18 protein-coding genes are annotated in these 22,715 nt (G+C 64.1%); 10 read left to right on the top strand and 8 right to left on the bottom strand.

Features of this window, described 5'->3' with window-relative positions; all coding sequences use genetic code 11:
• Window positions 1–44: 44 nt before the first annotated feature.
• Window positions 45–1,628, bottom strand: coding sequence for an ABC transporter substrate-binding protein (locus A3840_RS15265; RefSeq protein ID WP_067458675.1), 1,584 nt, complete (start codon window positions 1,626–1,628; stop codon window positions 45–47).
• A 179-nt stretch (window positions 1,629–1,807) separates the two neighbouring features.
• A complete protein-coding gene (locus tag A3840_RS19490) occupies window positions 1,808–2,674 on the bottom strand; it encodes an AraC family transcriptional regulator (RefSeq protein ID WP_067458672.1) in 867 nt (288 codons plus the stop codon).
• Between the two features lie 101 nt (window positions 2,675–2,775).
• On the opposite strand from A3840_RS19490, the gene melA reads away from it, so the two are divergent.
• A complete protein-coding gene (melA, locus tag A3840_RS15255; RefSeq protein WP_067458689.1) occupies window positions 2,776–4,230 on the top strand; it encodes an alpha-glucosidase/alpha-galactosidase in 1,455 nt (484 codons plus the stop codon).
• A 73-nt stretch (window positions 4,231–4,303) separates the two neighbouring features.
• On the opposite strand, the gene A3840_RS15250 is transcribed toward melA, so the two are convergent.
• The 4 genes from A3840_RS15250 to A3840_RS15235 form a co-directional block, all read right to left on the bottom strand.
• Window positions 4,304–5,968, bottom strand: a complete 1,665-nt coding sequence (locus tag A3840_RS15250) for an ABC transporter ATP-binding protein (RefSeq protein ID WP_082903943.1) — start codon at window positions 5,966–5,968, stop codon at window positions 4,304–4,306.
• 10 nt (window positions 5,969–5,978) lie between these two features.
• Complete coding sequence (locus A3840_RS15245; protein ID WP_082903942.1) at window positions 5,979–7,166, bottom strand: ABC transporter permease; 1,188 nt, start codon at window positions 7,164–7,166, stop codon at window positions 5,979–5,981.
• A complete protein-coding gene (locus A3840_RS15240) occupies window positions 7,163–8,173 on the bottom strand; it encodes an ABC transporter permease (protein WP_067458669.1) in 1,011 nt (336 codons plus the stop codon). The genes A3840_RS15245 and A3840_RS15240 overlap by 4 nt, the downstream gene beginning before the upstream one ends.
• A 112-nt stretch (window positions 8,174–8,285) precedes the next feature.
• Entirely contained in the window at window positions 8,286–10,364 is a 2,079-nt protein-coding gene (locus A3840_RS15235) for an ABC transporter substrate-binding protein (RefSeq protein ID WP_067458665.1), read from the bottom strand.
• Between the two features lie 162 nt (window positions 10,365–10,526).
• On the opposite strand from A3840_RS15235, the gene A3840_RS15230 reads away from it, so the two are divergent.
• The 3 genes from A3840_RS15230 (at window position 10,527) to A3840_RS15220 (ending at window position 13,379) form a co-directional block, all read left to right on the top strand.
• Complete coding sequence (locus tag A3840_RS15230) at window positions 10,527–11,447, top strand: helix-turn-helix domain-containing protein (RefSeq protein WP_067458662.1); 921 nt, start codon at window positions 10,527–10,529, stop codon at window positions 11,445–11,447.
• A 119-nt stretch (window positions 11,448–11,566) separates the two neighbouring features.
• The gene (locus A3840_RS15225) at window positions 11,567–12,307 is read left to right on the top strand and encodes an SDR family NAD(P)-dependent oxidoreductase (RefSeq protein ID WP_067458681.1); all 741 of its coding nucleotides are present in this window, start codon (window positions 11,567–11,569) and stop codon (window positions 12,305–12,307) included.
• A gap of 22 nt (window positions 12,308–12,329) precedes the next feature.
• Window positions 12,330–13,379: a lactonase family protein gene (locus A3840_RS15220; RefSeq protein WP_067458659.1), complete on the top strand. Its 1,050-nt coding sequence runs from the start codon at window positions 12,330–12,332 to the stop codon at window positions 13,377–13,379.
• Between the two features lie 149 nt (window positions 13,380–13,528).
• On the opposite strand, the gene A3840_RS20050 is transcribed toward A3840_RS15220, so the two are convergent.
• Both A3840_RS20050 and A3840_RS19480 read right to left on the bottom strand, forming a co-directional pair.
• Window positions 13,529–14,398 carry a hypothetical protein gene (locus A3840_RS20050; RefSeq protein ID WP_245676638.1) on the bottom strand — a complete coding sequence of 290 codons (870 nt, stop codon included), beginning with the start codon at window positions 14,396–14,398 and terminating at the stop codon, window positions 13,529–13,531.
• A gap of 413 nt (window positions 14,399–14,811) precedes the next feature.
• Entirely contained in the window at window positions 14,812–15,270 is a 459-nt protein-coding gene (locus A3840_RS19480; RefSeq protein ID WP_131798345.1) for a hypothetical protein, read from the bottom strand.
• A gap of 123 nt (window positions 15,271–15,393) precedes the next feature.
• Here A3840_RS19480 and A3840_RS15210 point away from each other — a divergent pair, with 123 nt between their 5' ends.
• The 6 genes from A3840_RS15210 to A3840_RS15185 all read left to right on the top strand — a co-directional run.
• Window positions 15,394–16,695: a tetratricopeptide repeat protein gene (locus tag A3840_RS15210; protein WP_067458653.1), complete on the top strand. Its 1,302-nt coding sequence runs from the start codon at window positions 15,394–15,396 to the stop codon at window positions 16,693–16,695.
• Window positions 16,696–16,851: 156 nt separating this feature from the next.
• Window positions 16,852–17,886 (top strand): LacI family DNA-binding transcriptional regulator, encoded by a 1,035-nt coding sequence (locus tag A3840_RS15205; RefSeq protein WP_067458651.1) that lies wholly within the window; start codon window positions 16,852–16,854, stop codon window positions 17,884–17,886.
• Window positions 17,883–19,496, top strand: a complete 1,614-nt coding sequence (locus A3840_RS15200) for an FAD-dependent oxidoreductase (protein WP_067458648.1) — start codon at window positions 17,883–17,885, stop codon at window positions 19,494–19,496. Before A3840_RS15205 ends, A3840_RS15200 begins: the two co-directional genes overlap by 4 nt.
• A 27-nt stretch (window positions 19,497–19,523) precedes the next feature.
• Entirely contained in the window at window positions 19,524–20,792 is a 1,269-nt protein-coding gene (locus tag A3840_RS15195; protein WP_067458645.1) for an ABC transporter substrate-binding protein, read from the top strand.
• 274 nt (window positions 20,793–21,066) lie between these two features.
• A complete protein-coding gene (locus A3840_RS15190; RefSeq protein WP_067458642.1) occupies window positions 21,067–21,984 on the top strand; it encodes a carbohydrate ABC transporter permease in 918 nt (305 codons plus the stop codon).
• On the top strand, window positions 21,974–22,715 hold a 742-nt coding region (locus A3840_RS15185), incomplete at its 3' end, for a carbohydrate ABC transporter permease (protein ID WP_067458678.1). The genes A3840_RS15190 and A3840_RS15185, both read left to right, overlap by 11 nt.

The raw sequence follows: 22,715 nt of genomic DNA, 5'->3' as shown, positions 1-22,715 counted from the left end.
GGCGGCAACAATGCCGCCTCCCGCCTCGATTGCGAGCCCGGCCATTATTGGGCGTCGAAGCTGAGATTATAGGGGCGCAGGTCCATGTAGTAGAACGTGTAGGGCTGCCAGTTCACGTCCTTGGCCACGCCATAGGTTTCGAGCGGCTGGTAGAGCACGGTGCCCGGCGCGTCCTCTTTCCAGATGTCGAGCATTTCCCAGGCCGCCTGCTGGCGCGGCTCCAGCGCGACCGTGCTTTCGAGGATGGCGCCCAATGCGTTGAAGCGCTCCAGATTCTCGGTGCCGATCCAGCTCTGATTGGTGCGCTGCGGGCTGCCGAACGGACCCCAGAGGTTCCACAGGCCCCCGACGGGATCGGGATAGCGCGTGGAATTGGACCAGGTGCGCACCTGCAGCGTCTTGAAATCGACGCCCGAGAAGCTTTCCACCACGTTGAGCTCGACATTGAGCCCCACGTCCTTCCACATCTCGATGATGGCCTGGGCGGCCGGCAGCGCGTTGAGGTAGTAATGCGGCTGGGTGGTGTAGCGGATCAGCGCGCCGTCATAGCCGGCTTCCTCGAGCAGCGCCCTGGCGCGCTCCGGATCGTATTCGACCCCGACATGGTCGGGATTATACATGTCGCCGAATTCGGGATATTGGTGCCCGTTCGGCACCACGGCCTGGCCGCCCCACAGGGCCTGGTTCAACAGGTCGCGATCGATGGCCAGGTTCATCGCCTGGCGCACGCGCGCATCGCTCAGCGCCGGATCGGTGACGTTGTAGACCAGCACGTGGGAATTGGCGAGCACCACCGAGCGGGTCTCGATATCGTCATAGGAATTGATCTGGTCGATCTGGTCCGGCGCCACATTGGTGATGATGTCGAATTCGCCCGAGACCAGGCCCGCGACGCGGGTGGAGGGTTCCGGCACTTCGCGGAAGGTCACCGAGGCGGCGGTGGGCGTGCCACCGAAATAGGCATCATTGGCCACCAGGCGAATGGCCTCGTCGGCGCGATAGCTGTCCAGCATATAGGGGCCGGTGCCGACCGGGAACATCGGCACGCCGCCATCTTCCGCTGCCTTGGCTTCCCAATCCGCCTTGTTGACGATCCAGGAGGCCCAGGAGGCCAGGCGCTGTTCCAGCAGCGGATCGGGGCCCTTGGTGATGAAATGCAGGGTGGTGTCGTCGATCGCCTTGACCGCTTCGAGCACCGAGAAATAGGCCGGCCCCTCGGGCAGCAGCGCATTTTCCCCGCTCAGCCGTTCCGGCGAGAAGGTGAAGACCACGTCTTCGGCGGTGAGCTTGGCGCCATTGTGGAAGGTGACGTCGTCGCGCAGCTTCACCTCCAGGGTGCGGTCGTCGATGCGGCTCCAGCTCGTCGCCAGGCTCGGCACCAGGGTCGAACCGCCGCCGCCCTCGTCCGAGAGGAAGTCGCGGCGGATCAGCGTGTCGAAGATGCTGTAATTGACGCGGGTGCCGACATTGGACAGCTCCTTGCCGGGCTCCAGCGTGGCCGGCAGATCGGCGACGCCAACCACCAGGTCGGGACGCTCCTGCGCCATGGCCAGCGACGAGCTCGTCGCCAGCAGCAGCGCGAGCGCGGCCTTGGTGAAGCGGGTGGTGAAAGTGCGAGAGATCGACATAAGAGTGCCCCGTTGGTGCAAGAACGAGGGGCTGCTACGGCATCCATGTGGCGCTCCGACTACGGTTCGATGTCAGTTCGGCGACAATCCCCGCTGGTCGGGTCGCGACGCGTTCACTTCGCGCTCGGTCCGGGCGTCGGGCTCCGTGGCGCCCCCGCCGGCTCCGCTGCCGCGGGCCCTCACCCCGCGCCGCGCCTGTTCTGCCGGAATTGCAGCGGCGCTGTGCCGCGGGCGCGGCGGAAGGTCTTGGCGAGGTAATTGGCGCTGGAAAATCCGGTGAGCCGAGCGATCGCGGCGACGCTCATATCGGTGGCGACCAGCAGGCGCTCGATGCGGTCCAGCCTTTGCCTGAGCACCCATTCGGACGGCGGCATGCCGAAACCGGCGCTGAATTGCCGCACGAAATGCGCCCGGCTCATGCCGGCAATGGCCGCCAATTGCTCCACCTGCAGGGCGGCCGACAGATTGGCCTCCACATGCAGCGCCACCCGCTGCAGGGCGGCCGGGCGCTCCGGCTCCCTCTCCACCGCATCGGCAAAGGCGCCGTCATAAAGCGCGCTCACCGCCGCATAGGCGGCGCTGGAGGCCTCGCCCCTCCCGATCTGCGGCCTGTCGATCAGGGTCAGGCAGGCCCCGGCCAGCCGGTTGATGATGTCCGGCGGCAGGCGCAGGATCGGCCCGCGCGCCGCGATGATCTCGCGCACCAGCCGCAGGGTCTCCTGGCCGTTGAGCACCATCCAGAAATATTCCCAATGCCCGCCCCGCTCCAGCCAATAGCGATGCGCGTGGGGCATGGTCAAAACCATGGTCTGGCCCGGCAGCAGCCGATGGCGCGTGCCGGCGAAATCCAGCCGTCCCTCGCCGAACAGCGTGTGCTGGATGACCACGAAGGGGGAGGTGCCGCGCTGCAATCCGTCCCAGGAATAGACCTCGTTCCGGCGCTGCTCATAGCCGGCGCTCACCGCCATGCAATGCAGCGGCACCGGGGCCTTGGCGAGGTCCAGCACGCGAATGTCATGGCCATGGTCGAGGAGCTGGGAGAGCACAAAATTACCTGATGTCGCACAAGCTTTCTCTACCATCCTCCGGCCGCCCCGCGCTAGCAATGGATCAGCGCCCTTTCCCCGCGGCGCATCGGGAGGATTTGATGTCATTCAAAGTCGCAATCATCGGCGCCGGCTCGATCGGCTTCACCAAAACGCTCATTTCCGACCTGCTGATGGTGCCCGAATTCGCCGATGTCGAATTCGCCCTGACCGATATCAATCCGCATAATCTCGACATGGTCCGCCAGGTGATCGAGACCATTGTGGCGGTCAACAAATTGCCCGCCAGGGTCAGCGCCACCACCGATCGCCGCGCCGCCATTGCCGGGGCGCGCTACATCATGAGCTGCGTGCGGGTCGGGGGGCTCGAAGCCTTCGCCACCGACATTGCCATTCCCCTCAGATATGGCGTCGATCAATGCGTGGGCGACACGATCTGCGCCGGCGGCATTCTCTATGGCCAGCGCAACATCCCGGTCATTCTCGATTTCTGCAAGGATATCCGCGAGGTGGCCGAGCCGGGCGCCCTGTTCCTCAATTATGCCAATCCCATGGCCATGAACACCTGGGCCGCCGATCTCTATGGCGGGGTCAATGTCGTCGGCCTCTGCCATGGCGTCCAGCATGGCGCGCACCAGATCGCCCAGGTGCTGGGCGTGGCCGATAGCGAACTCGATTATGTCTGCTCCGGCATCAACCACCAGACCTGGTATATCGATATCCGCGCCAAGGGCCGCAAGATCGAGGCCGATGAGCTGATCGCGGGCTTCGAGGCCCATCCGGTCTATTCCAAGACCGAGAAGGTCCGCATCGACGTGCTCAAGCGCTTCGGCGTCTATTCCACCGAAAGCAATGGCCACCTCTCCGAATACCTGCCCTGGTATCGCAAGCGTCCCGAGGAAATCGGCCGCTGGATCGACATGAGCGACTGGATCCATGGCGAGACCGGCGGCTATCTGCGCTACTCCACCGAGCGGCGGAACTGGTTCGAAACCGACTTTCCCATGTTCAAGGAACAGGCGGCCAAGCCGCTCGACCAGTATAAGCGCACCAGCGAGCATGCCAGCTACATCATCGAGGCGATGGAAACCGGCCGCACCTATCGCGGCCATTTCAACCGCCGCAACAATGGCATCATCACCAATCTGCCCCACGACGCCATCATCGAGAGCCCCGGCTATGTCGACCGCTTCGGCATCAACATGATCGAGGGCATCACCCTGCCCACCGCATGCGCCGCCACCTGCTCGGTCTCGGTGAGCGTGCAGCGCCTCTCGGTCGAAGCGGCCATGAAGGGCGATATCGATATTCTGAAGCTCGCCGTGCTGCACGATCCGCTGGTCGGGGCCATCTGCACGCCCGACGAGGTCTGGGCCATGGTCGATGAAATGGTCGTCGCCCAGGCGCAATGGCTGCCCCAATATGCCCATGCCGTGCCGGCGGCCAGGGAACGGATCGCCAAGTCCACGGTCAAGACCCGCGACTGGGACGGCGCCGCCCGCAAGCGCGTGCGCTCGGTCGAGGAATTGCGCGAATTGTCCGGCGCGCATCGCTGACAAGGGGCGTCCTCCCGCGCCTCTGCTGCGGCCTCCAGTGTCCATGCTGGAGGCCGTTTCCGTTGGCGCCCTCTCAGGCCGCGATGTCGAAGGCGGCGCGGACCAGGCGGGCCGCATATTCGGTCCGCGGATTGCTGAGCACCTCCGTCACCGGCCCTTCTTCCACGATCCTGCCCTGCTGCATGACGATGACGCGGTGGCAGAGCGCCCGCACCACCTTGAGGTCGTGGCTGATGAACAGATAGCTCAGCCCGCGCTCATCCTGCAGCTTACGCAGGAGGTCGATGATCTGCGCCTGCACCGACAGGTCCAGCGCCGAGGTCGGCTCGTCGAGCAGGATGAATTCGGGCTCCAGCGCGATGGCCCGGGCAATGGCGATGCGCTGGCGCTGCCCGCCGGAAAATTCGTGCGGAAAGCGTTGCAGGATATTGTCGGGCAGGCCGGCATCGCGCAGCGCCTGGCGCACCCGCTCCAGGCGGTCCCGCCCATTGGCGCCGATATTGTTGACCACCAGCCCCTCCTCGATGATCTGGCGGATCGACATGCGCGGATTGAGGCTGGCAAAGGGGTCCTGGAACACGATCTGCATCCGGCTGCGCAGCGGCCGCATGGCCTTGCGGTCCTTGCCGTCGATCCGCTCGCCATCGAACCATATCTGCCCGCCCTGATTGCCGATCAGCCGCACCAGCGCCTGCCCGAACGTGGTCTTGCCCGAGCCGCTCTCGCCCACAATGCCCAGCGTCTCGTGTCGCATCAGCTTGATGTCGAGATTGTCCACCGCCTTGAGGTCGAAGAAGTCCGGCTTGAAGAAGCCGCCGCGCCGCAGCGTGAAGGTGACATTGACATTCCTGCCCTCCAGCACCGTCTCATGGGCGCCGTCCTCGAGCGGCAGCGCCTGTCCGCGCGGTTCGGACGCGAGCAGGTGCCTTGTATAGGCATGCCGGGGATTGCCGAACAGCGCCTCGGTCCCGTTGTGCTCCTGCACCACCCCGTTCTGCATCACATAGACATAGTCGGAGAACTGCCGGACGATGGTCAGGTCATGGGTGATCAGGATCACCGCCATGCCGTATTTGTCCTTGAGATCCTTGATCAGGTTGAGGATCTGCGCCTGCACCGTCACGTCCAGCGCCGTGGTCGGCTCGTCGGCGATCAGCACGTCCGGCCGATTGGCCAGCGCCATGGCGATCATCACCCGCTGCCGCTGCCCGCCCGAAAGCTGGTGCGGATAATTGTTGAGCCGGGCCCGCGGTTCGGGGATCCGCACCTCTTCGAGCAGTTTTTCGGCGCGGTTCATCGCCTCCTGCCGCGAGACGCGATTGTGCAGGTGGATGATCTCGCAGATCTGCTGGCCGATCGTATAGACCGGGTTGAGCGAGCTCATCGGCTCCTGGAAGATCATGGCGATGTCATTGCCGCGCAGCTTGCGCATGTCGCGGTCGCTCATCGCCACCACGTCCTTGCCGGCCAGGCTGATGCGGGTCTGCGGCAGGATGCTGGCGCGCTTGGTGAGAAGCTTCATCAAGGCCCGCGCCGTCACCGACTTGCCCGAACCGCTCTCGCCCACCAGCGCGATGGTCTCGCCCTTGTGGAGCTGGAAGGACACGTCGCGCACCGCATGCACCACGCCGCCCTCGACCTTGAAATCCACGCCCACATTGCGCGCGTCCAGGATCAGTTCGCGCCCATGCTGGCCCAGGTCGTGCCGTTCGGCGGGCGCAAGATTGGCTTGTGTCATCGTCCGCTCCTCAATAGGGGTCGACGGCGTCGCGCAGCCCGTCGCCGAGCGCGTTGAACGCGAAAACGGTGATCAGCACGAACACGACCGGCGAGAGAATCCAGGGATAGGACCCGATCACCGAGAACGTGCCGGTATCCTGCAGCATCAGCCCCCAGGAGATCAGCGGCGGCTTCACCGCGAAGCCCAGGAAGCCGAGAAAGCTTTCCAGCAGCACCACGGCCGGAATGGCCAGGCTCACCGCCACGATGATGTGGCTGAGCACATTGGGCAGGATATGCCGCAGGATGATGCGGCGGTCCGAGGCGCCCACGGCGATGGCGGCCCGCACATATTCGATCCGCGCCAGCGACAGGGTTTTCGAGCGCACTTCCCGGCTGAGTTGGGCCCAGCCCAGGGCCGCCATGACGAAGATCACGAAGGTGAGGAAGATGTTCGAAGGCGCCGTCACCGGGATCAGCGAGGTCAGCGCCAGATAGAGCGGCAATTGCGGAAAGGCCAGCACGAAGTCCACGAAACGCTGCACCCAGGCGTCCAGCGCCCCCCCGATATAGCCCGAGGAAATGCCCACCAGCGTGCCGATAATGGTGGTGAGCGACACCACGGCCAGCGCGATCATCAGGCTGATGCGCGCGCCCACAATGCCGCGCGAGAGGATGTCGCGCCCGAATTTGTCGGTGCCCAGCAATTGCAGCGGCCGGCCGTCGGTGGCGCCGAAGAAATGGATATTGGCCGGAATGACCCAGAAGATGCGGTAATCGTAGCCCCGGACGAAAAAGCCCGTCGGCGTCGGATCGTCCAGCACCGGCCCGGTCAGCGGCTGGAAGGTCACCGGGTCGAATTCGCCCGTATCCCCGATGGGATAGATATGGGGAATGAGGCTGAAATTGCCCTCCGGATCGTGGAAGGCGATCATGTCCGGCGGCGCGAAGGGCAAATGGGTGGCCCTGGGATCCATCGGCGCGAAGAAATCGGCGAAGATGGTCACCACCAGGAGCAGGACGACCAGGACCAGGCCGATCATGCCCATGGTGGAGCGGCGGAACCGGCGCCAGACCAGCGCGCCATAGGTCTCGTTGCCGGAGCCGTGCCGGGTCGCGGCGGGGGCGGCATCGGCCTCCTCGGCCGGGGTCGGGGCAGGGCCGGCCTGCAGGTCGGTCGGCAGCGGCACGGATGAGGGATTGTCGTTGCGGCTCATTCCTTGTTGCCTCCCAGGCGGATGCGCGGATCGAGCGCGACCAGCAGCAGGTCGGCGATGATATTGCCGATGATCAGGGTGGCGGCGAGCACCAGCATGAAGCTGGCGGTGACGAAGACGTCGCCCACGCCCATCGAGCCCACGATGGCCGGGCCGACCGTGGCGAGGCCGAACACGATCGCCACCTCGATTTCGCCGGTCAGCATATAGGGCAGCACCACGCCCTGATAGGCGACCAGCGGATGCAGCGCATTGGGCACGGCATGCTTCATGATCACCGCGCCCTCGGGCAGGCCCTTGGCGCGGGCGGTCTCCACATATTGGCTGTTCAGCACGTCGAGCAGATTGGCGCGCATCACGCGCATATTATAGGCCAGCCCGCCGAAAGTGGCGATGAACACCACCGGCCAGACATGGGCGACGAGGTCCACGAACCGCCCCCAGCCCCAGGGCTGCCCGCCCCAATAGGCGGAATTGAAATTGCCGATCTCGTTGACGCCCATGCGGAACACCAGGACGTAGAGAATGACGATGGCCAACAGGAACCGCGGGATCGTCATGCCCATGAAGGAGATGATGCCCAGGATGGTGTCGGCCCAGCTATATTGGCGGGTGGCGGCGATGATGCCCAGGGTGATCCCCAGCAGCGAGGCCAGGACATGGCAGGTCAGCGCCAGGAGGATCGTCGCCGGCAGCCGCTCGGCGATCACATTGCCCACCGGCTTGTTGTAATAGAGCGAATGGCCGAAATCGAACCGGGTGAGGATGCCGGTGATCCAGCGGAAATATTGCACGATCAGCGGATCGTTGAGGCCATGGGCCTGCCGATAGGCCTCGGCCTGCACTTCGGCCAGGTCCGGCCGCACCCCGCCCATATTGATGAGCATGGAGCGGATATAGTCGGCATAATCGCCCGGCGGCGCCTGGATGATGGCGAAGGTTACCACGCTGAGCAGGAACAGCAGCGGTATGGCGCCGAGAATGCGGAAAACAAGAAATCGAAGCATCGGGCCTCATCGGGAGATATTTGCGCGGACCTAGGGCCCTTTCGTCCCCTCGCCCCTCCGGGGAGAGGGCTAGGGTGAGGGGCGGCGACCACCGCCCCTCAAGGTCTTCACGTCACACCGGGCCCGCGCCGCCGGGCTCGCCCGGCAGGGTTTCGGGGTGCAGCTCGTAAGCGCCCTGCTGGTCTTCCGGCACGAAGACCCGTTCGCGGATGATGTTGTCCTCGGCCCAGTTGAACTGGAAGATCGGGGCACCCGCCGGGATATTGGCGAAACGCTTGTTGATGATCAGCGCGCCCGGATATTGGGTCAGGCCCACCGAATAGATATTCTCGGTGAAGATGCGCTGATATTGCTTCATCAGTTCGGCCCGCTCCTCGACATCGCTGGTGGTCACGAACTGATTGACCAGCGATACCAGCTCTTCTTCGAAGGGCAGGAGGTCGAGTTCGCCTTCGGCATTGGCCCGGTGGAAGCTGTGGATGCGCGGGCCGGTCGGGGCCAGGGCGGCGGTATTCTGGACGATGGAGACCATTTCGGCGCCCTGGCGGACGACCTGCCAGTCGAACTGGCCGGCCGCGGCCCTGTCGTCGCGGGCATTGCCTTGCAGGAAATTGGCGATGACACGCAGGCCGAGCGGTTCGAGCTGGGCCATCACGCCTTCGGCCAGGTTGGTATCGGTGCCGTAATCGGAATTGGCCAGCACCGTGATTTCCACATCGGCGCCGCCGGCCGTGCCCTCGGGGAAGTTGCGGACGCCATTGCCGTCCGTATCCACCAGGCCCAGCCCGTCCAGCAATGCATTGGCTGCATCGAGGTCGAAGGGATAATAGACCGTCGAATCCTTGTCGTAGAAGGCCGTGCCGGCATAGAGACCGCCCGGATAGATGGCGGTGAAGGGGCCGCGCACCAGCGATTCACCCAGGCGCTGGCGATCGAGCGCGATGCTGACCGCCTTGCGGAAGTCGAGATTGCGGTTGAGATCGCGCACGGCCTGGCCGCGCTCGTCGGGTTCGCCCCAGCCATTGCCGGACAGGTTCATCTGCAGGGCATAGCCGATGGTGCGGGCGCCGAATTGCAGGCGGGCGGGCGCGCTGTCCTCGGAGGAGCGGCGCAGCGATTCCACATAGCTTTCGGCCTGTTCCAGGTTGGAGAAGTCGCCCGAGCCGGCCACGGCCTGCACGTCGCGATCCGCCCAGGACGAGAGCCGGTAATGCATCTCGTTGAGATAGGGGAGCTGGTTGCCCGCCTCGTCGACCTTCCAGTAATAGGGATTGCGGCGCATCACGATGATGTCGTCCGGCCGGTATTCCACCGGCACCCAGGCGCCCATCACCGGCATGTTCATGAATTCGGGCGGGAAGGCGTTCTTGTACTGGTCGTAGGTATTGTCCGAATATTTCGGATGTTCGGGCTTGAGGATATGGCTCGGCCCCGGACAGAACGTGCCATAGGCCATGGTATAGAGATATTGGGTGGGGAAGGCCTCCTGGAAGGTCCACTTGATCGTATAGGGATCGAGCGCTTCCAGCGTCGTGCCCACGCCGAAGCTTTCCGGCGTCGCCCCGTTCAGCGGCGACACATTGGGATCGAGGACATTGTCCTCCCAGTAGAACATCACGTCATCGGCGTCGAAGGGGTCGCCGTCGGACCATTTGGCGCCCTCGATCAGGTGCATGGTCAATTCGCGTCCGTCCTCGGACCATTCCCAGCTCTTGGCCAGGTTCGGCAGCGGCTCGAGCTCGTCGGCCTTGACCATGAAGAGCGGGCCGGTGCGCGTCAGGCATTCGGAAAGGCCGATATCGATGCCGCCCCAGCCCTGGCTCTGGCCGCCGATATAGTTCCAGCCCTCGGGCCGGCCGCCGATGACATGGCGCATCGTGTCGCCATAGACGCCGATCCCGTCCGGCATGTTGCCCGTCTTGAACACCAGCGGTTCCTTGGGCAGGCGCTCGGCCACGGGCGGCAGGGTGCCGGCCTCGACATATTTCGCCGTCACCCAGTCGGGTTCGTGATATTCGGGCAGCGCCTTATATTCCTGGATATCGGAAACGCTGACGAAGATCGGTTCGCTCTGCGCGGCGAATTCCGGTGGGTCGGGCAGCGTGCCGGTCAATTCCTGCGCCGGCAGCGCCAGCATGGATACGGACAGCAAAAGTCCTGCCCCGCCAAGGGCATAGATATGCTTTGTCATAGAACCTCCCATCGCGCATCGGGGCATCGGCGAATGCGCCCGGGCCGGATTTCTCCTCTCCGGCATGCCTCCGTGCAGGATGAAGCCTAACTCTTGCGGGGGCGGATGCAATCCGGAATGATAGGGAAGAATTCCGGATTTCTAAGAGCCTGGGGGAAAAGTATGATTGTTGATGCCGATGCGCCCCGCCCCCGTCCGGCCCGCGAGAAGGCGCCGCGTCCCACCCCGCGGCCCGACCGCTCCTTCTATGCCTCGGGCAAGGCCTTCGGCCGCTTCGGCATTCGCGCTTTCCCGCCCCAGATCATGGCCGCGCCCCATAGTCACGGCCATATCGAGTTCAACTGGCTGACGGCGGGGCGCATGGATTACGTCTTCGATGGCGGCCCGCTCACCGTGGGCGCCAATCGGCTCGTCGCCTTCTGGGCCGGCATTCCGCACCAGACAGTCGGCCTGCAGGGTGCCGAACAGGCCCGCCAGCTCAATATCTACCTGCCTATGGATGCCTTTCTCGAAATGCCCCAGCTCGGCCGGCTCACAGAGACGCTGATGGGCGGGGGTGTGGTCCAGCTCAGTCCCGAATGTATCGGCCTCGAAACCCTGGAGCGCTGGCACGGCGATTATCGCAGCGGCAATTCGCTTCGCTCCGACCTGGTGCGCGCCGAGATCGGCACCATGTTCCGCCGCGCCGCCATTACCGGCTGGGACACGCTGCTGCCCGCCTGGGTCGAAAAGAGCGCCGCCCGCAGCCGCACCGCCAGCCCCGTCCGCTATGTGGTCCGCATGGTGCGCCATATCGTCGAGAACATCGCCGATCCCCTCACCGTAGAGGACATCGCCAGCGTGGTCAGCCTGCACCCCAATTACGCCACCAATATCTTCACCAAGGTGATGCATATCTCGATCCAGAAATTCGTCACCCGCATGCGCCTCATCCGCGCCCGCAGCCTGTTGTTCGACAGCAATCTGACTGTGGCCAATGTCGCCTTCCAGGCCGGCTTCTCCAGCCAGAGCCAGTTCTACGAGCACTTCCGCAAGGCCTATGGCCTGACCCCGTCGCAATTGCGCCGCGATACGATCGGCTGAACCTGCTCATTCACCGATAGTCACGCTCAACGTTAACAGTCTGCTAACCGCAAAGGCCGAAAGGCGGGCGTTGACAGGGGCGGGGGCGTGCTGCGATTTCAATGCAGCAGGAGGGAAACATGCAGCAGGCCTTTGCAGGAAAAGTCGCGGTGATCACCGGCGGCGCGGGCGGTATCGGCCTCGCCGTCGCCCGGCGGCTGGCGCGGGATGGGGCGACGATTTCCCTTTGGGATCTAAGCTCTAAGGCCCTCGACGCAGCCCGGCAGGTGCTCCCCGACGCCCATGTCGTGGTCACCGACATCGCCGACTACGCCTCGGTCGAAGCCGCCCGCCAGGCCACCGAAAAGGCTTTCGGTCGCATCGACATCCTGGTCCATTCGGCCGGAATCGCCGGCAAGAACGCGCCGCTCGACGAGTATGACCTCGACGAATGGAAGCGCGTCATCGACATCGATCTCAATGGCACTTTCTACGTCAATCGCGCCGTGCTGCCGGGCATGAAGGCCCGCAATTACGGGCGCATCGTCAATATCGCCTCGATCGCCGGCAAGGAAGGCAATCCCAATGCCAGCGCCTATGCCGCCGCCAAGGCCGGCGTCATCGGCATGACCAAGGCGGTCGGCAAGGAATGCGCCAAATATGATATCGCCATCAATGCAGTGACCCCCGCCACCGCCAAGACCGCCATTCTCAACGAGCTCAAGCCCGAATTCATCGACTACATGCTCAGCCGCATCCCGCGCGGCCGCTTCCTGGAAGTGGAAGAGGCGGCCAACATGATCGCCTGGCTGGTCAGCGCCGAAAACAGCTTCACCACCGCCTCGGTCTTCGACCTGTCGGGCGGCCGCGCAACCTATTGAGCCGGGCGCTTCGGAGTAGAAGATGAGCAATGTGACTTTGGAAGAGAATGAGGTTCTGCTGGTCGCCTCGCGCGGCATCGAGGATCGTCACGGCCTCTGGCTATGGCGCCCGCAGGACGGTCGATGGCAGGGCCGGCAGGTCGGCGCCGTGCGGCAATTGTCGGCCCTGACCGGACATCCTTCCCTGCCGGTTGTCTATGGAACGGCTGGCATCGGCCAGGAGGGCAGCCTGCATGCCTGGCGCATCGACGCTGCCGGTGAGACCAAGCTCTCCGAAGGTTCGAGCCAGGGCGCCGAACCCTGCGACCTCGAAGTCGATCCCTCGGGGCGCGTGCTGATCGCCACCAATTACACCTCCAGCACGCTGACCCTGCAGCGCCTGGACGCGCGCGGCGCCTTCACCGGCAAGCCCCTGTCGCTCAAGCTGAGCGGCGGCGGACCCGAGGCCGACCGGCAGGATGACGCCCACCCGCACCAGGCCTTCTTCATCGGTGGCACGCTGGTGATCATCGATCTCGGCGCCGACCGCATTCGCGAATTCGCCCTCGATCCGGACGCCGACGACGCCGGACTGATCACCGAGATACGCACGACCGCCGTGCCGCCCGGCACCGGCCCCCGTCATGCTGTCGTGCTGCCGGACGGTCGCTTGGCCATCAGCGGCGAATTGGGCGAGAGCCTGATCGTGGGTCATCTGGGCGCGGCGCCGGAGCAATGGGCCAATGTGCGCAGCACCCGCCTGACCGGCCCTGCCAAAACCCGCTGGGAACGCAATTATCCCGGCGATATCCGCTCGTCCCCGGATGGCCGCCAGGTCTATGTCGCCAATCGCAGCTACGATTCCCTGGCGACATTCGATGTCGGCGGTCCCATGCCCATCCTGGTGTCCGAGATCGATACCGGCGTGCATTGGCCCCAGCACATCCTGGTCCGGCCCGGCCATGTCCTGGTCGCGGGCTGGGATTCCTCGCGCGTCATTGCCCTGTCGCTCGAAGCGGGCATTCCCCAGGGCGTCGAAACGCTTTTCGATTGCGACGGCGCCGGCTGGCTGCATGTGCACAAGCTGGCCTGATCGCGCTCTCGCGGGGTCGGGCTCGCCCGGTCGCACGCTCGGCGCCTTGGGAGCCCTGGTTGGGATCGCCGCCTGACCATGCGCGCCCAAAACCAAAACGACCCCGCGCAATATTTCGCGCGAGGCCGTCCCTTTGGAGTCTGTGCGTCTTAGTAGACGTAAACGGTCAGCCGGCCGAAATTGTTGGCCACCGCAAACACGTTGCGGGCGCTGAAGCCGGCGCGGTTGATAGCGGTGGTCACGGCCGGCGCGGTCATCACCGAAGTCTGCATCACACCCAGCTTCGGGCTCGCCGAAATCGTGGCGGCCAGCTGGTTGCGTTGCGGCCCGCACAGCTTGACCGGGAAGATCTGCACGTCGCTGGCATTGTGCCAGTGCGACATGGCTCGATCGGTCACAGCAGTGCTGTTGAACAGGGCGAGCGCAGCCTGGGGATCGGCGCCGATACAGGCCGCCGGGCCGACGCCGCCGAGTGCGGCCATGCCGCTACCGCCGCCGCCACCACCGCCGCCGCCGGGACCGCCCGGATTACCCGGACCGCCGGGGCCACCAGGCCCCCCGGGGCCGCCGGGACCACCAGGCCCACCCGGACCACCGGGGCCGCCAGGTCCGCCGGGTCCACCAGGACCACCGGGGCCATTGGAGCCGCCGCCGCCGATTGACACATCGACGTCGAGCAGACCGCCGCTGCCGCCCACACCCACATTGGCATCGACCAATCCGCCGCCGACGCCGGCATCGACATTGAGCAGGCCGTTATTGCCGCCGCTGCTCACATTGGCATTGACCAATCCGCCGCCCGTGCTCGGTGCGACATTGGCATCGAGGATATTACCGCCGCCGCCGCCAAGTCCGAGATTGACGAGCCCGCTATCGCCGGCACTGCCGGAACCGATCGTGATGAGAGCGCCGCTGTCGGAACCGCCGATTACGCCCAGAAGCGACTGGGCCGATACCGACGGTGCCATCATCAGGGCGGCCGTCAATGCGCCTGCCAATATTGGAAGAGTATTTTTCATGTTTGGCCTCCACTTGCGCGCTGCACTTCCGTTTCGGGAAGCGCCTTCATCGATGCAGGGCGACAATCGTCCTGTACCCGCGCTGAGGCTCAACTTAGGCCCCGCGAAAAACCGGCCGTGAGTAACAAACGGTATGCACCCCTGGCAGCATCGCGAAAAAAGGCAATAAATTCGGAGGGTTGCGGCCGAAGCAATCGATCCGAACTTACCGTAACAAACCTGCCTTTGAACGGATTTTGGTGTTGTTTGGGCGAGAGGAATTATGAATTCGTGCGCGTATGGAACGAAAAAAGCGATCGATATCCAGATGAGTACAATAAAAATACAATTTAGATAAAATTGTATTGCGCAAAAATCGCCCGTTGCAACTTTGTGGGAGTGCCATGGGCATTGAATTGATTGTCGTTGAGGCGTTAGATTCTTTCGAACACGACGATTCGTATATGCATATGCGCAGAACGTTGCTCAAAATCATCGGGGGTGGGTGGGTCTAATAGAGTTGTAAGTTTGTACCTTTTTGCTTTGCGGCATGCGATAAAGGTGGCGTTTTGACTATTGAGAAGCAGGCGATAGGAAGTCGAGAAGACGTTCTGGATGCCCTGGGACAGATTTGCTCTTCGGAATATTTTTCCGAGGCGGAGCAGATACGAAAATTTCTTTGCTATGTTGTTAGAGAGACCCTGGAGGGTCGTGCCGATCGGATAAAGGCCTATTCCGTTGCCATCGAAGCCTTGGGGAGGGCGCCCGATTTCGACCCGTCTCAGGATCCGATCGTGCGCATCACCGCCAATAGATTGCGCAGCGCCCTGGCCAAATATTACAATGAGACCGGAAATAATCACAAAGTCGTAATTCGGTTGCCCCGCGGCCATTACATTCCCGTCTTCGAGTTTCCGGAAACGGGGGATACGGCAATCGGAACGCCGTTCGTGCCGCGGCCGAGGCGCGCGCCCCTCGGCAATTGGCGCAGGCGCCTGGGGCTCCCTTTATGGGCAATGGCAATCGCCGCCCTGGCCCTGACCGTCATTCCGGCATCCGCTTTCCTATTGTGGACGAACTTCTTTGCCGAGAACGAGGCCGAATCCGGGCTTGGCCGCGTCTGGATCGTGGTCCAGCCGGTCGAGGCCGAGCCGGACACCGCCGGGGATCTGGGCGGGGCAGTGGGCGGGCACTTGATTGCGCAATTGACCCGATATGACGGCGTAACCGTGGTCGATGCCGAGCGGGCATCCCTCGTTCCCAGTGTCACCGGCAGCCTTCTGCCGGCCGCCGCCTGGTCCGACCATTACGTCTTTTCGCTGGCCGCGAGCATACGATTGTCCGACGAAAACGCGTCTGTGCGCTGGTATCTGACCGATATGCGCACCCATCAGGTGATGTGGGCCTCCGACCGGACAATGCCCGTCGGCGACGATGCGCCCATGGCGATCGTCCAGGCGATCACCGGCGAATTGCTCGGTCTGGAAGGCGCCATTCCCATCATTCTCGATCGGGATCACCAGGCCGATTTCGAGAGCGATTATGCCTGCCTGGCCGGCGCGCAGCGTCAGATCTATACCGAGGACACGCTTCTGCTGGACAATTTCGCGACCTGCCTGGCAAGGGTGACGCGAAACTATCCCACCAATGGGCAGGCCTGGGCCCTGCTGAGCCTCGCCTATCACCGCCAGGGGCACTTCGCCTCTTCCTTCGGCCGCGACCCGGCCCCCTTCCACGTCAAGCAGCAGCAGGCGGCCCTGCGGGCGGGCGCGCTGTCGCCGGAAACCTTTTTCCCGCGGATGGCGCGCCTGGCAATGGCCTATGATACGGGGCAGGTCGCCGCCTTCGACAGCCTGGCGAACTGGATGCTCGACCGCTATGGCGGCGACCCCCAGCTCAAGCTCTTGATCGGCAAGGCCCTTGTTTCGATCGGCCGCTCGGACCAGGGCCTGCCGCTGATTGCGGCCGGCCTGCAACAAATCCCCTCCATGGCCTCGGCCGGCCATCTGATGCTGGCGCTCGATCAATATGTTTCGGACAATCTGGAGGCGGCGCTGCACTATCTGGACGAGCAGGCCCTGCCGGCCGATTACCGCTACTGGCTGGTTCGGACCGCCGTGCTGTCGCGGGCCGGCCGCGTTGAGGAGGCGGAGCAAGCCTGGAATTCGGTGCTGCTGCTGCGCCCGGATTATGACGCCTTCGTCTGTTCCGACCTGACCCATGCCAATATCAACCCGGACTATTACAGCCGGATCATCGAAGACCTGGCCCGGATCGTCGACGACCTGCCGGACGATTGCCGGACCGTATCCCGATAAAGGTCGGGCGATGCGACCGCGCCGGTGCGGCCGGCTTGCACGGTCCCGGCGCACCGGACGTGTGATCTTCTACGCGTATTTGCCCTCTTGAAGCGGGCCGTGCGCGCTGCTAATACGCATTAGCGCTAATACGCATTAGCAGCACGGGAGGACCGGGTGGCGCCGACGAAGCGACTGACCCAGAAGGACATTGCGCAGCTTGCCGGCGTCAGCCAGGCGACCGTGTCGCTCGTGCTCAACGGCACCTCGACCAGCCGCAACCGCATTCCCGACGAGACGCGCGAACGCGTCGAGAAGGTCATCCGCGATACCGGCTATGTGGCCGATCCGGTGGCGCGCCGCATGGTCAAGGGTCTCAACCGCATCCTGGGCGTCTTCACCTATGAGCCCGCCTTTCCCCTGGAGCAGGCCGATTTCTTCACCCCGTTCCTCTTCGGCATCGAGGAGGCCGCGCAGAGCCTGGGCTATGACCTGCTGCTGCTGACCGGCGCCGGGCGCGACCGCAAGATTTTCGGCCAGAACGCGCGGCTGCGTCTTGCCGATGGTTGCGTGATCCTCGGCCGGCGGTTCGACAATACCGAACTGGCCCGGCTCGTGGCCGGTGACTTTCCCTTTGTCGCCGTCGGCCGCCGTGACGATGCCGGCGGCCCGGTGCCCTATGTGGGCGGCGATTATGCGCCGGCTACGTCCGCCCTCGTCGAGCGCGCCAAGGCGCTGGGCCATCGCCGCATCGCCTATGTCGGGCTTTGCGAGGGGGCCGAATCCACGCTTGACCGCTGGTATGGCTTTTCGCGCGCCGTTGGCGAGGCGGAACTGGTGACCAGCATCTTCGCGGTGGGGCGCCCGGCTGGCGAAGTGCTCGACGTGCTGCTGGCCGCCGATGCCACCTGCGTCTTTTTCACCGAGCTGGCCGATGCGATCCGCGTCGAGCAGGAAGCGCGCGCCCGCGGCCTGGTCATTCCCGAGGATCTCTCGATCGTCGTGCTCGGAAACCACATCCGCGCCGAAGAACCGGGCCGGCGCTTCACCTCATTCGTCATTCCGCGCGAGGCCATGGCCCGCGCCGCAACAGAAATGCTCGTGCGGCGCGTCGAGAACGACGCTCCGATCGAACAATTGCTGCTGCCCTGCGACCCCGTCGAGGGCGACACCCTCGGCATCCCCGTTTCCAAGACCAAGAAGACCAGATGACAAAAGAATTCTCCGCAGACCTGCTTGTTGTTGGTGGTGGCCTGGGTGGCGTCGCCGCCGCCCTGGGCGCCCTGCGCTCGGGCCGCAGCGTTATCCTCACCGAGGAATATGACTGGCTCGGCGGGCAATTGACCAGCCAGGCCGTGCCGCCCGACGAGCATTCCTGGGTCGAGCAATTCGGCGTCACCCGGTCCTATCGCCACCTGCGCAATGGCATCCGCCAATTCTATCGCGACCATTATCCGCTGAATGCGGAAAGCCGCGCCTGGGGCGATCTCAATCCCGGCGCCGGCTGGGTCAGCCGGCTCTGTGCCGAGCCGCGAGTCGGCGTGGCCGTCATCGACGCCATGCTCATGCCCTATATCGGCGGCGGCAAGCTGCGGATCATGAAGCCCTATCGCCCCGTCGCCGCCGAGGTTGATCGCGACATTGTCCGCGCCGTCACGCTCGTGCATCGCGACACCGGCGACCGCATCGTCGTTTCGGCGCCCTATATGGTGGATGCCACCGAACTGGGCGACCTGCTGCCCCTGACCGGCACCGAATATGCGAAGGGCTTCGAATCCCAGTCCGATACCGGCGAGCCCAGTGCGCCGGCCGAGGCGCAGCCCGACAATGTGCAGGCCGTCTCCGTCTGCTTCGCCATCGATCATGTCGACGGCAACCAGGTTATCGACAAGCCGGCCAATTACGATTTCTGGCGAAAATATCAGCCCGATTTCTGGGGCGGTCCGCTGCTCGGCTTCAAGGCGCCCCATCCGCGCACCCTCGAAATCACCGAGCGCAGCTTCACCCCGAACCCGGATGACGATCCGCTGCTGGTCGATGCCGATCAGCGCCGCAATCCCGGCGACGGCAATCTCTGGACCTTCCGCCGCATCGCCGCGCGCCGCAATTTCGTGCCCGGCGCCTATGGCTCGGACATCTGCCTCGTGAACTGGCCGATGATCGACTACATGCTCGGCTCCATCATCGACGTTTCCGAGGAGGAAAAGGCGGCGCATCTCAAGTCGGCGGCCGACCTCTCCTATTCGGTCTTCTACTGGCTCCAGACCGAAGCGCCCCGCCTCGATGGCGGCCAGGGTTTTCCTGGCCTGCGTCTGCGCGGTGACATTACCGGCACCGATCATGGCCTTGCCATGGCCCCCTATATCCGCGAGAGCCGCCGCCTCCTGCCGGTCACCCGCATCGTCGAGCAGGATGTCTCGATGACCATCCACGGCAATGCGCTGTCCAGGCACTACCGCGACAGCGTCGGCATCGGCATGTACCGCATCGACCTCCACCCTTCCACGGGTGGCGACAATTACGTCGATGTCGAATCCGCGCCCTTCGAAATCCCCCTCGGCTCGCTCCTGCCGCGCCGCGTGAAAAACCTGCTGGCCGGCGGCAAGAACATGGGCACCACCCACATCACCAATGGCTGCTACCGGCTGCATCCGGTCGAGTGGAATGTCGGCGAGGTCGCCGGGCTCCTCGCTGCCCATTGCCTCGATAACGGGCTTACGCCGCACCAGGTGCAGGCCGACGATTCCCTGCTCACCCAATTCCAGGCACGTCTCTATGCGGAAGGCATCGAAATCCGCTGGCCCGACGTGCGGGGCTACTAGGCAAACATGTCTTCACGGGAGGAAACCATGACAAGACACCTGCTCAAGACCACGGCGGCGACCGCCGGCATCATCCTCGGCCTTGCCGCTACCGGCACGGCCTGGGCCCAGGAGGCCGTCAATCTGCGCATGACCATCTGGAGTGCCAACGAGGCGCACCTGGCCATGTTCAACGAGATCGCCGAAGGCTTCAAGGCCAGCCATCCCAATGTGTCGGTGAGCTTCGAACCGCTGCCCTTCGACAGCTATACGACGACACTCACCACCCAGATCGCTGGCGGCAATCCGCCCGATCTCGCCTGGATTCTGGAAACCACGGCGGCCGATTTCGTCAATTCAGGCGCTCTGGCGCCGCTCACCGATGCCTTCGCCGCCATGGACGGCTATGACCTGGCCGACGTGACCGAAAAGGCCACCGAACTCTGGACCAAAGACGGCCAGCTCTACGCCTATCCGTTCTCCACCTCGCCCTTCGCCATCTTCGCCAACAATGACGTCCTGAAGGCCGCCGGCGCCAAGACCCCGGCCGAACAGATCGCCGCCGGCGAATGGACCTGGGACAATGCCTTCGCTTCCGCCGCTGCTGCCGGCCAGTCCGGAAAGACCGGCCTCGTCGTGCGCGATTTCAAGTTCCAGACCTGGCAGAACCTCGCCTCGATCTGGAACGGCTGGGGCGCCGCGCCCTGGAGCGCCGATGGCAAGACCTGCACCTTCACCGAACCGGCCATGGTCGATGCGATGACCGCCATCCACAAGGCGATCTTCACCGACAAGGCCATGCCCGGCCCCGGCGAGGACATCGACTTCTTCGCCGGCGAAACCGGCATGACCATCACCCAGATCAGCCGCGCCTCCCTGCTGCCCAAGGAAAACCCCTTCGATTGGGACCTCGTGCCGCTGCCGGCCGGCCCAGCCGGTGACTATGCCGTGGTCGGCCAGGCCGGAGTCGGCGTCTTCGCCCAGAGCGCCAACAAGGATATCGCCGTCGAATTTCTCGGCTACATGACCAATGCCGAAAATTCCAAGAAGCTGGCCCAGTTCTTCCCGCCGGCCCGCGCGAGCCTGCTCAACACCGAAACCCTGGCCTCGACCAATCCGCTGCTCTCCCCCGAGCAGATCGAGACTGTCGTGATCGCCGGCATCGCCAATGGGACCGTGCTTCCGGGCCACACCAACTTCGCCCAGATCCAGCAGACCATCCGCGCTGGCCTGGATGCCCTCTGGGTTCCCGATGCCGACGTCGCCGCCGTGCTCGGAAACGTGTGCTCCAGCGTCGGCCCACTGCTGGCGCGTTAAGCGGGAGAGCTGGCTTGGCTATCTCGCCCAGCCAACATCCCCTCCCAACCTCCCCCATCAAGGGGGAGGTGTCGGATCGAGTTTTTGGCACGATCTCGCCCAAACCACCGCATCCCACCCTCCCCCTTGTGGGGAGGGAAGCGAGATAGGACTTAGCTTGCTAAGTCCGTGATCGAGCAGGGTGGGGGGTTCTCTCCACACGCTCCGGCGCCTGAAGAGAACTCCCACCTTGATCCCTCCCAAACGGAGAGGGAGCGACGAAGGAACCAAACCCATGAGTGCCTCGGCCTCGCCAAACCCAAAGCCGCCCTTCTGGACCATCGCCCGGCGCGACGCGGCGGCAGGCTATGTCTTCATCGCCCCCCAGCTCATCGGCATCATCACCTTCGTGCTCGTGCCGCTTGGCCTGGTCTTCTGGTATTCCCTCCACGAATGGAACGTGCTGGCCTCGAGCTTCAATTTCGTCGGCGCCGCCAATTACCAGATGCTGCTGGCCGACCCCAACCTGCCCCAGGTGCTCCTCGCCTCCGCCATCTTCTCGGCAGGCCTCGTCGTCCTCAACATGACTTTGGCGCTCCTCCTCGCGGTCCTCCTCGACCAGAAGCTCAAAGGCATCGTCGTCTTCCGCACCCTCTTCTTCTCGCCGGTCGTCGTTTCCCTCGTCGCCTGGACCATCGTCTGGAGCTTCCTCCTCCAGAACAATGGCGGCATCAACGGCATGCTGGCCATGCTCGGCGTGGAAGGTCCCAACTGGCTGCGCACCCCCACCACGGCCATGATTTCCGTCGTCGTCGTGCAGGTCTTCAAGAATGTCGGCCTCAACATGATCCTGTTCCTCGCCGCCCTCCAGGGCGTGCCTAAGGAACTCTACGAGGCCGCGCGGGTCGATGGCGCCGGCGCCTTCAAGCAATTCCGCCGCATCACCCTGCCGCTGATCTCGCCCACGATCCTGCTCACCTCGATCATCACCATCGTCGGCTCGCTCCAGGTCTTCGCCCAGATCGCGGTTCTCACCCAGGGCGGCCCCGGCATGACCACCACGGTCCTCGTCTATTACCTCTACCAGCAGGCCTTCCAGTTCCACTTCTTCGGCTATGGTTCGACCCTGTCGATCCTGCTCTTCGTCATCGTCGCGGTCCTGACCTTCGTTCAGTGGCAGCTCCGCAAGCGGATCGTCTTCTATGAAAACTGATCTCAGCCCCCGCATGAAGACGGCTCTCTATGGGCTGATGTGCATTCTGCTCATCCCCTTCGTCTTCCCCACCTGGTGGATGATCACCTCATCGGTCAAACCGATCAGCGACATCTTCGCCTTCCCGCCCGACCTCTGGCCGCGCCGCTTCGATTTCTCGACCTATGCCCAGGTCTTCGAATTGCAGCCCTTCGCCCGGCAATATTGGAACTCGGCCTATATCGCCGCGCTGGTCACCGGCGGCACCATGGTCATCTCCTCCATGGCCGGCTACGCCTTCGCGCGCATCAGATTCCCCTTCAGCAATGCCATCTTCATGATCGTGCTGCTTGGCCTTCTTATTCCGTCCGAAGTCACCATCGTGCCTTTGTTCCAGATGTTCCTGGGCTGGGGCATGATCAACACCCATTGGCCGCTGATCCTCGTGCCCATTTTCGGCGCGCCCTCGGTCTTTGCTACGTTCGTCATGCGCCAGTTCTTCATCGCGCTCCCCAACGAACTCGAGGAAGCCGCCCGCGTCGATGGTCTCGGCCGTTTCAAGATTTTCTGGACCATCGCCCTGCCGCTGGCAAAACCGGCCCTCGGCGCCGTGGCCATCTTCACCTTCCTCCACTCCTGGAACCTCTATCTCGAACCCATCGTGTTCCTCTCTTCGACCCAGATGTTCACCCTGCCGCAGGCGCTGACACAGTTCACCGACGCCTATGGCGGGGCCATGTGGAACATCCAGC

The organism is Devosia elaeis (genome assembly GCF_001650025.1).
GTDB lineage: Bacteria > Pseudomonadota > Alphaproteobacteria > Rhizobiales > Devosiaceae > Devosia > Devosia elaeis.
This window is presented reverse-complemented; position numbering and strand designations above follow the sequence as displayed.

Excerpts from the sequence above, each read along its gene's own strand:
- A3840_RS15265 (WP_067458675.1), bottom strand. The coding sequence starts at position 1,628 with ATGTCGATCTCTCGCACTTTCACCACCCGCTTCACCAAGGCCGCGCTC.
- melA (WP_067458689.1), top strand. The coding sequence starts at position 2,776 with ATGTCATTCAAAGTCGCAATCATCGGCGCCGGCTCGATCGGCTTCACC.
- A3840_RS15250 (WP_082903943.1), bottom strand. The coding sequence starts at position 5,968 with ATGACACAAGCCAATCTTGCGCCCGCCGAACGGCACGACCTGGGCCAG.
- A3840_RS15245 (WP_082903942.1), bottom strand. The coding sequence starts at position 7,166 with ATGAGCCGCAACGACAATCCCTCATCCGTGCCGCTGCCGACCGACCTG.
- A3840_RS15240 (WP_067458669.1), bottom strand. The coding sequence starts at position 8,173 with ATGCTTCGATTTCTTGTTTTCCGCATTCTCGGCGCCATACCGCTGCTG.
- A3840_RS15235 (WP_067458665.1), bottom strand. The coding sequence starts at position 10,364 with ATGACAAAGCATATCTATGCCCTTGGCGGGGCAGGACTTTTGCTGTCC.
- A3840_RS15230 (WP_067458662.1), top strand. The coding sequence starts at position 10,527 with ATGATTGTTGATGCCGATGCGCCCCGCCCCCGTCCGGCCCGCGAGAAG.
- A3840_RS15225 (WP_067458681.1), top strand. The coding sequence starts at position 11,567 with ATGCAGCAGGCCTTTGCAGGAAAAGTCGCGGTGATCACCGGCGGCGCG.
- A3840_RS15220 (WP_067458659.1), top strand. The coding sequence starts at position 12,330 with ATGAGCAATGTGACTTTGGAAGAGAATGAGGTTCTGCTGGTCGCCTCG.
- A3840_RS20050 (WP_245676638.1), bottom strand. The coding sequence starts at position 14,398 with ATGAAAAATACTCTTCCAATATTGGCAGGCGCATTGACGGCCGCCCTG.
- A3840_RS19480 (WP_131798345.1), bottom strand. The coding sequence starts at position 15,270 with ATGGCCGCGGGGCAACCGAATTACGACTTTGTGATTATTTCCGGTCTC.
- A3840_RS15210 (WP_067458653.1), top strand. The coding sequence starts at position 15,394 with ATGGCAATCGCCGCCCTGGCCCTGACCGTCATTCCGGCATCCGCTTTC.
- A3840_RS15200 (WP_067458648.1), top strand. The coding sequence starts at position 17,883 with ATGACAAAAGAATTCTCCGCAGACCTGCTTGTTGTTGGTGGTGGCCTG.
- A3840_RS15195 (WP_067458645.1), top strand. The coding sequence starts at position 19,524 with ATGACAAGACACCTGCTCAAGACCACGGCGGCGACCGCCGGCATCATC.
- A3840_RS15190 (WP_067458642.1), top strand. The coding sequence starts at position 21,067 with ATGAGTGCCTCGGCCTCGCCAAACCCAAAGCCGCCCTTCTGGACCATC.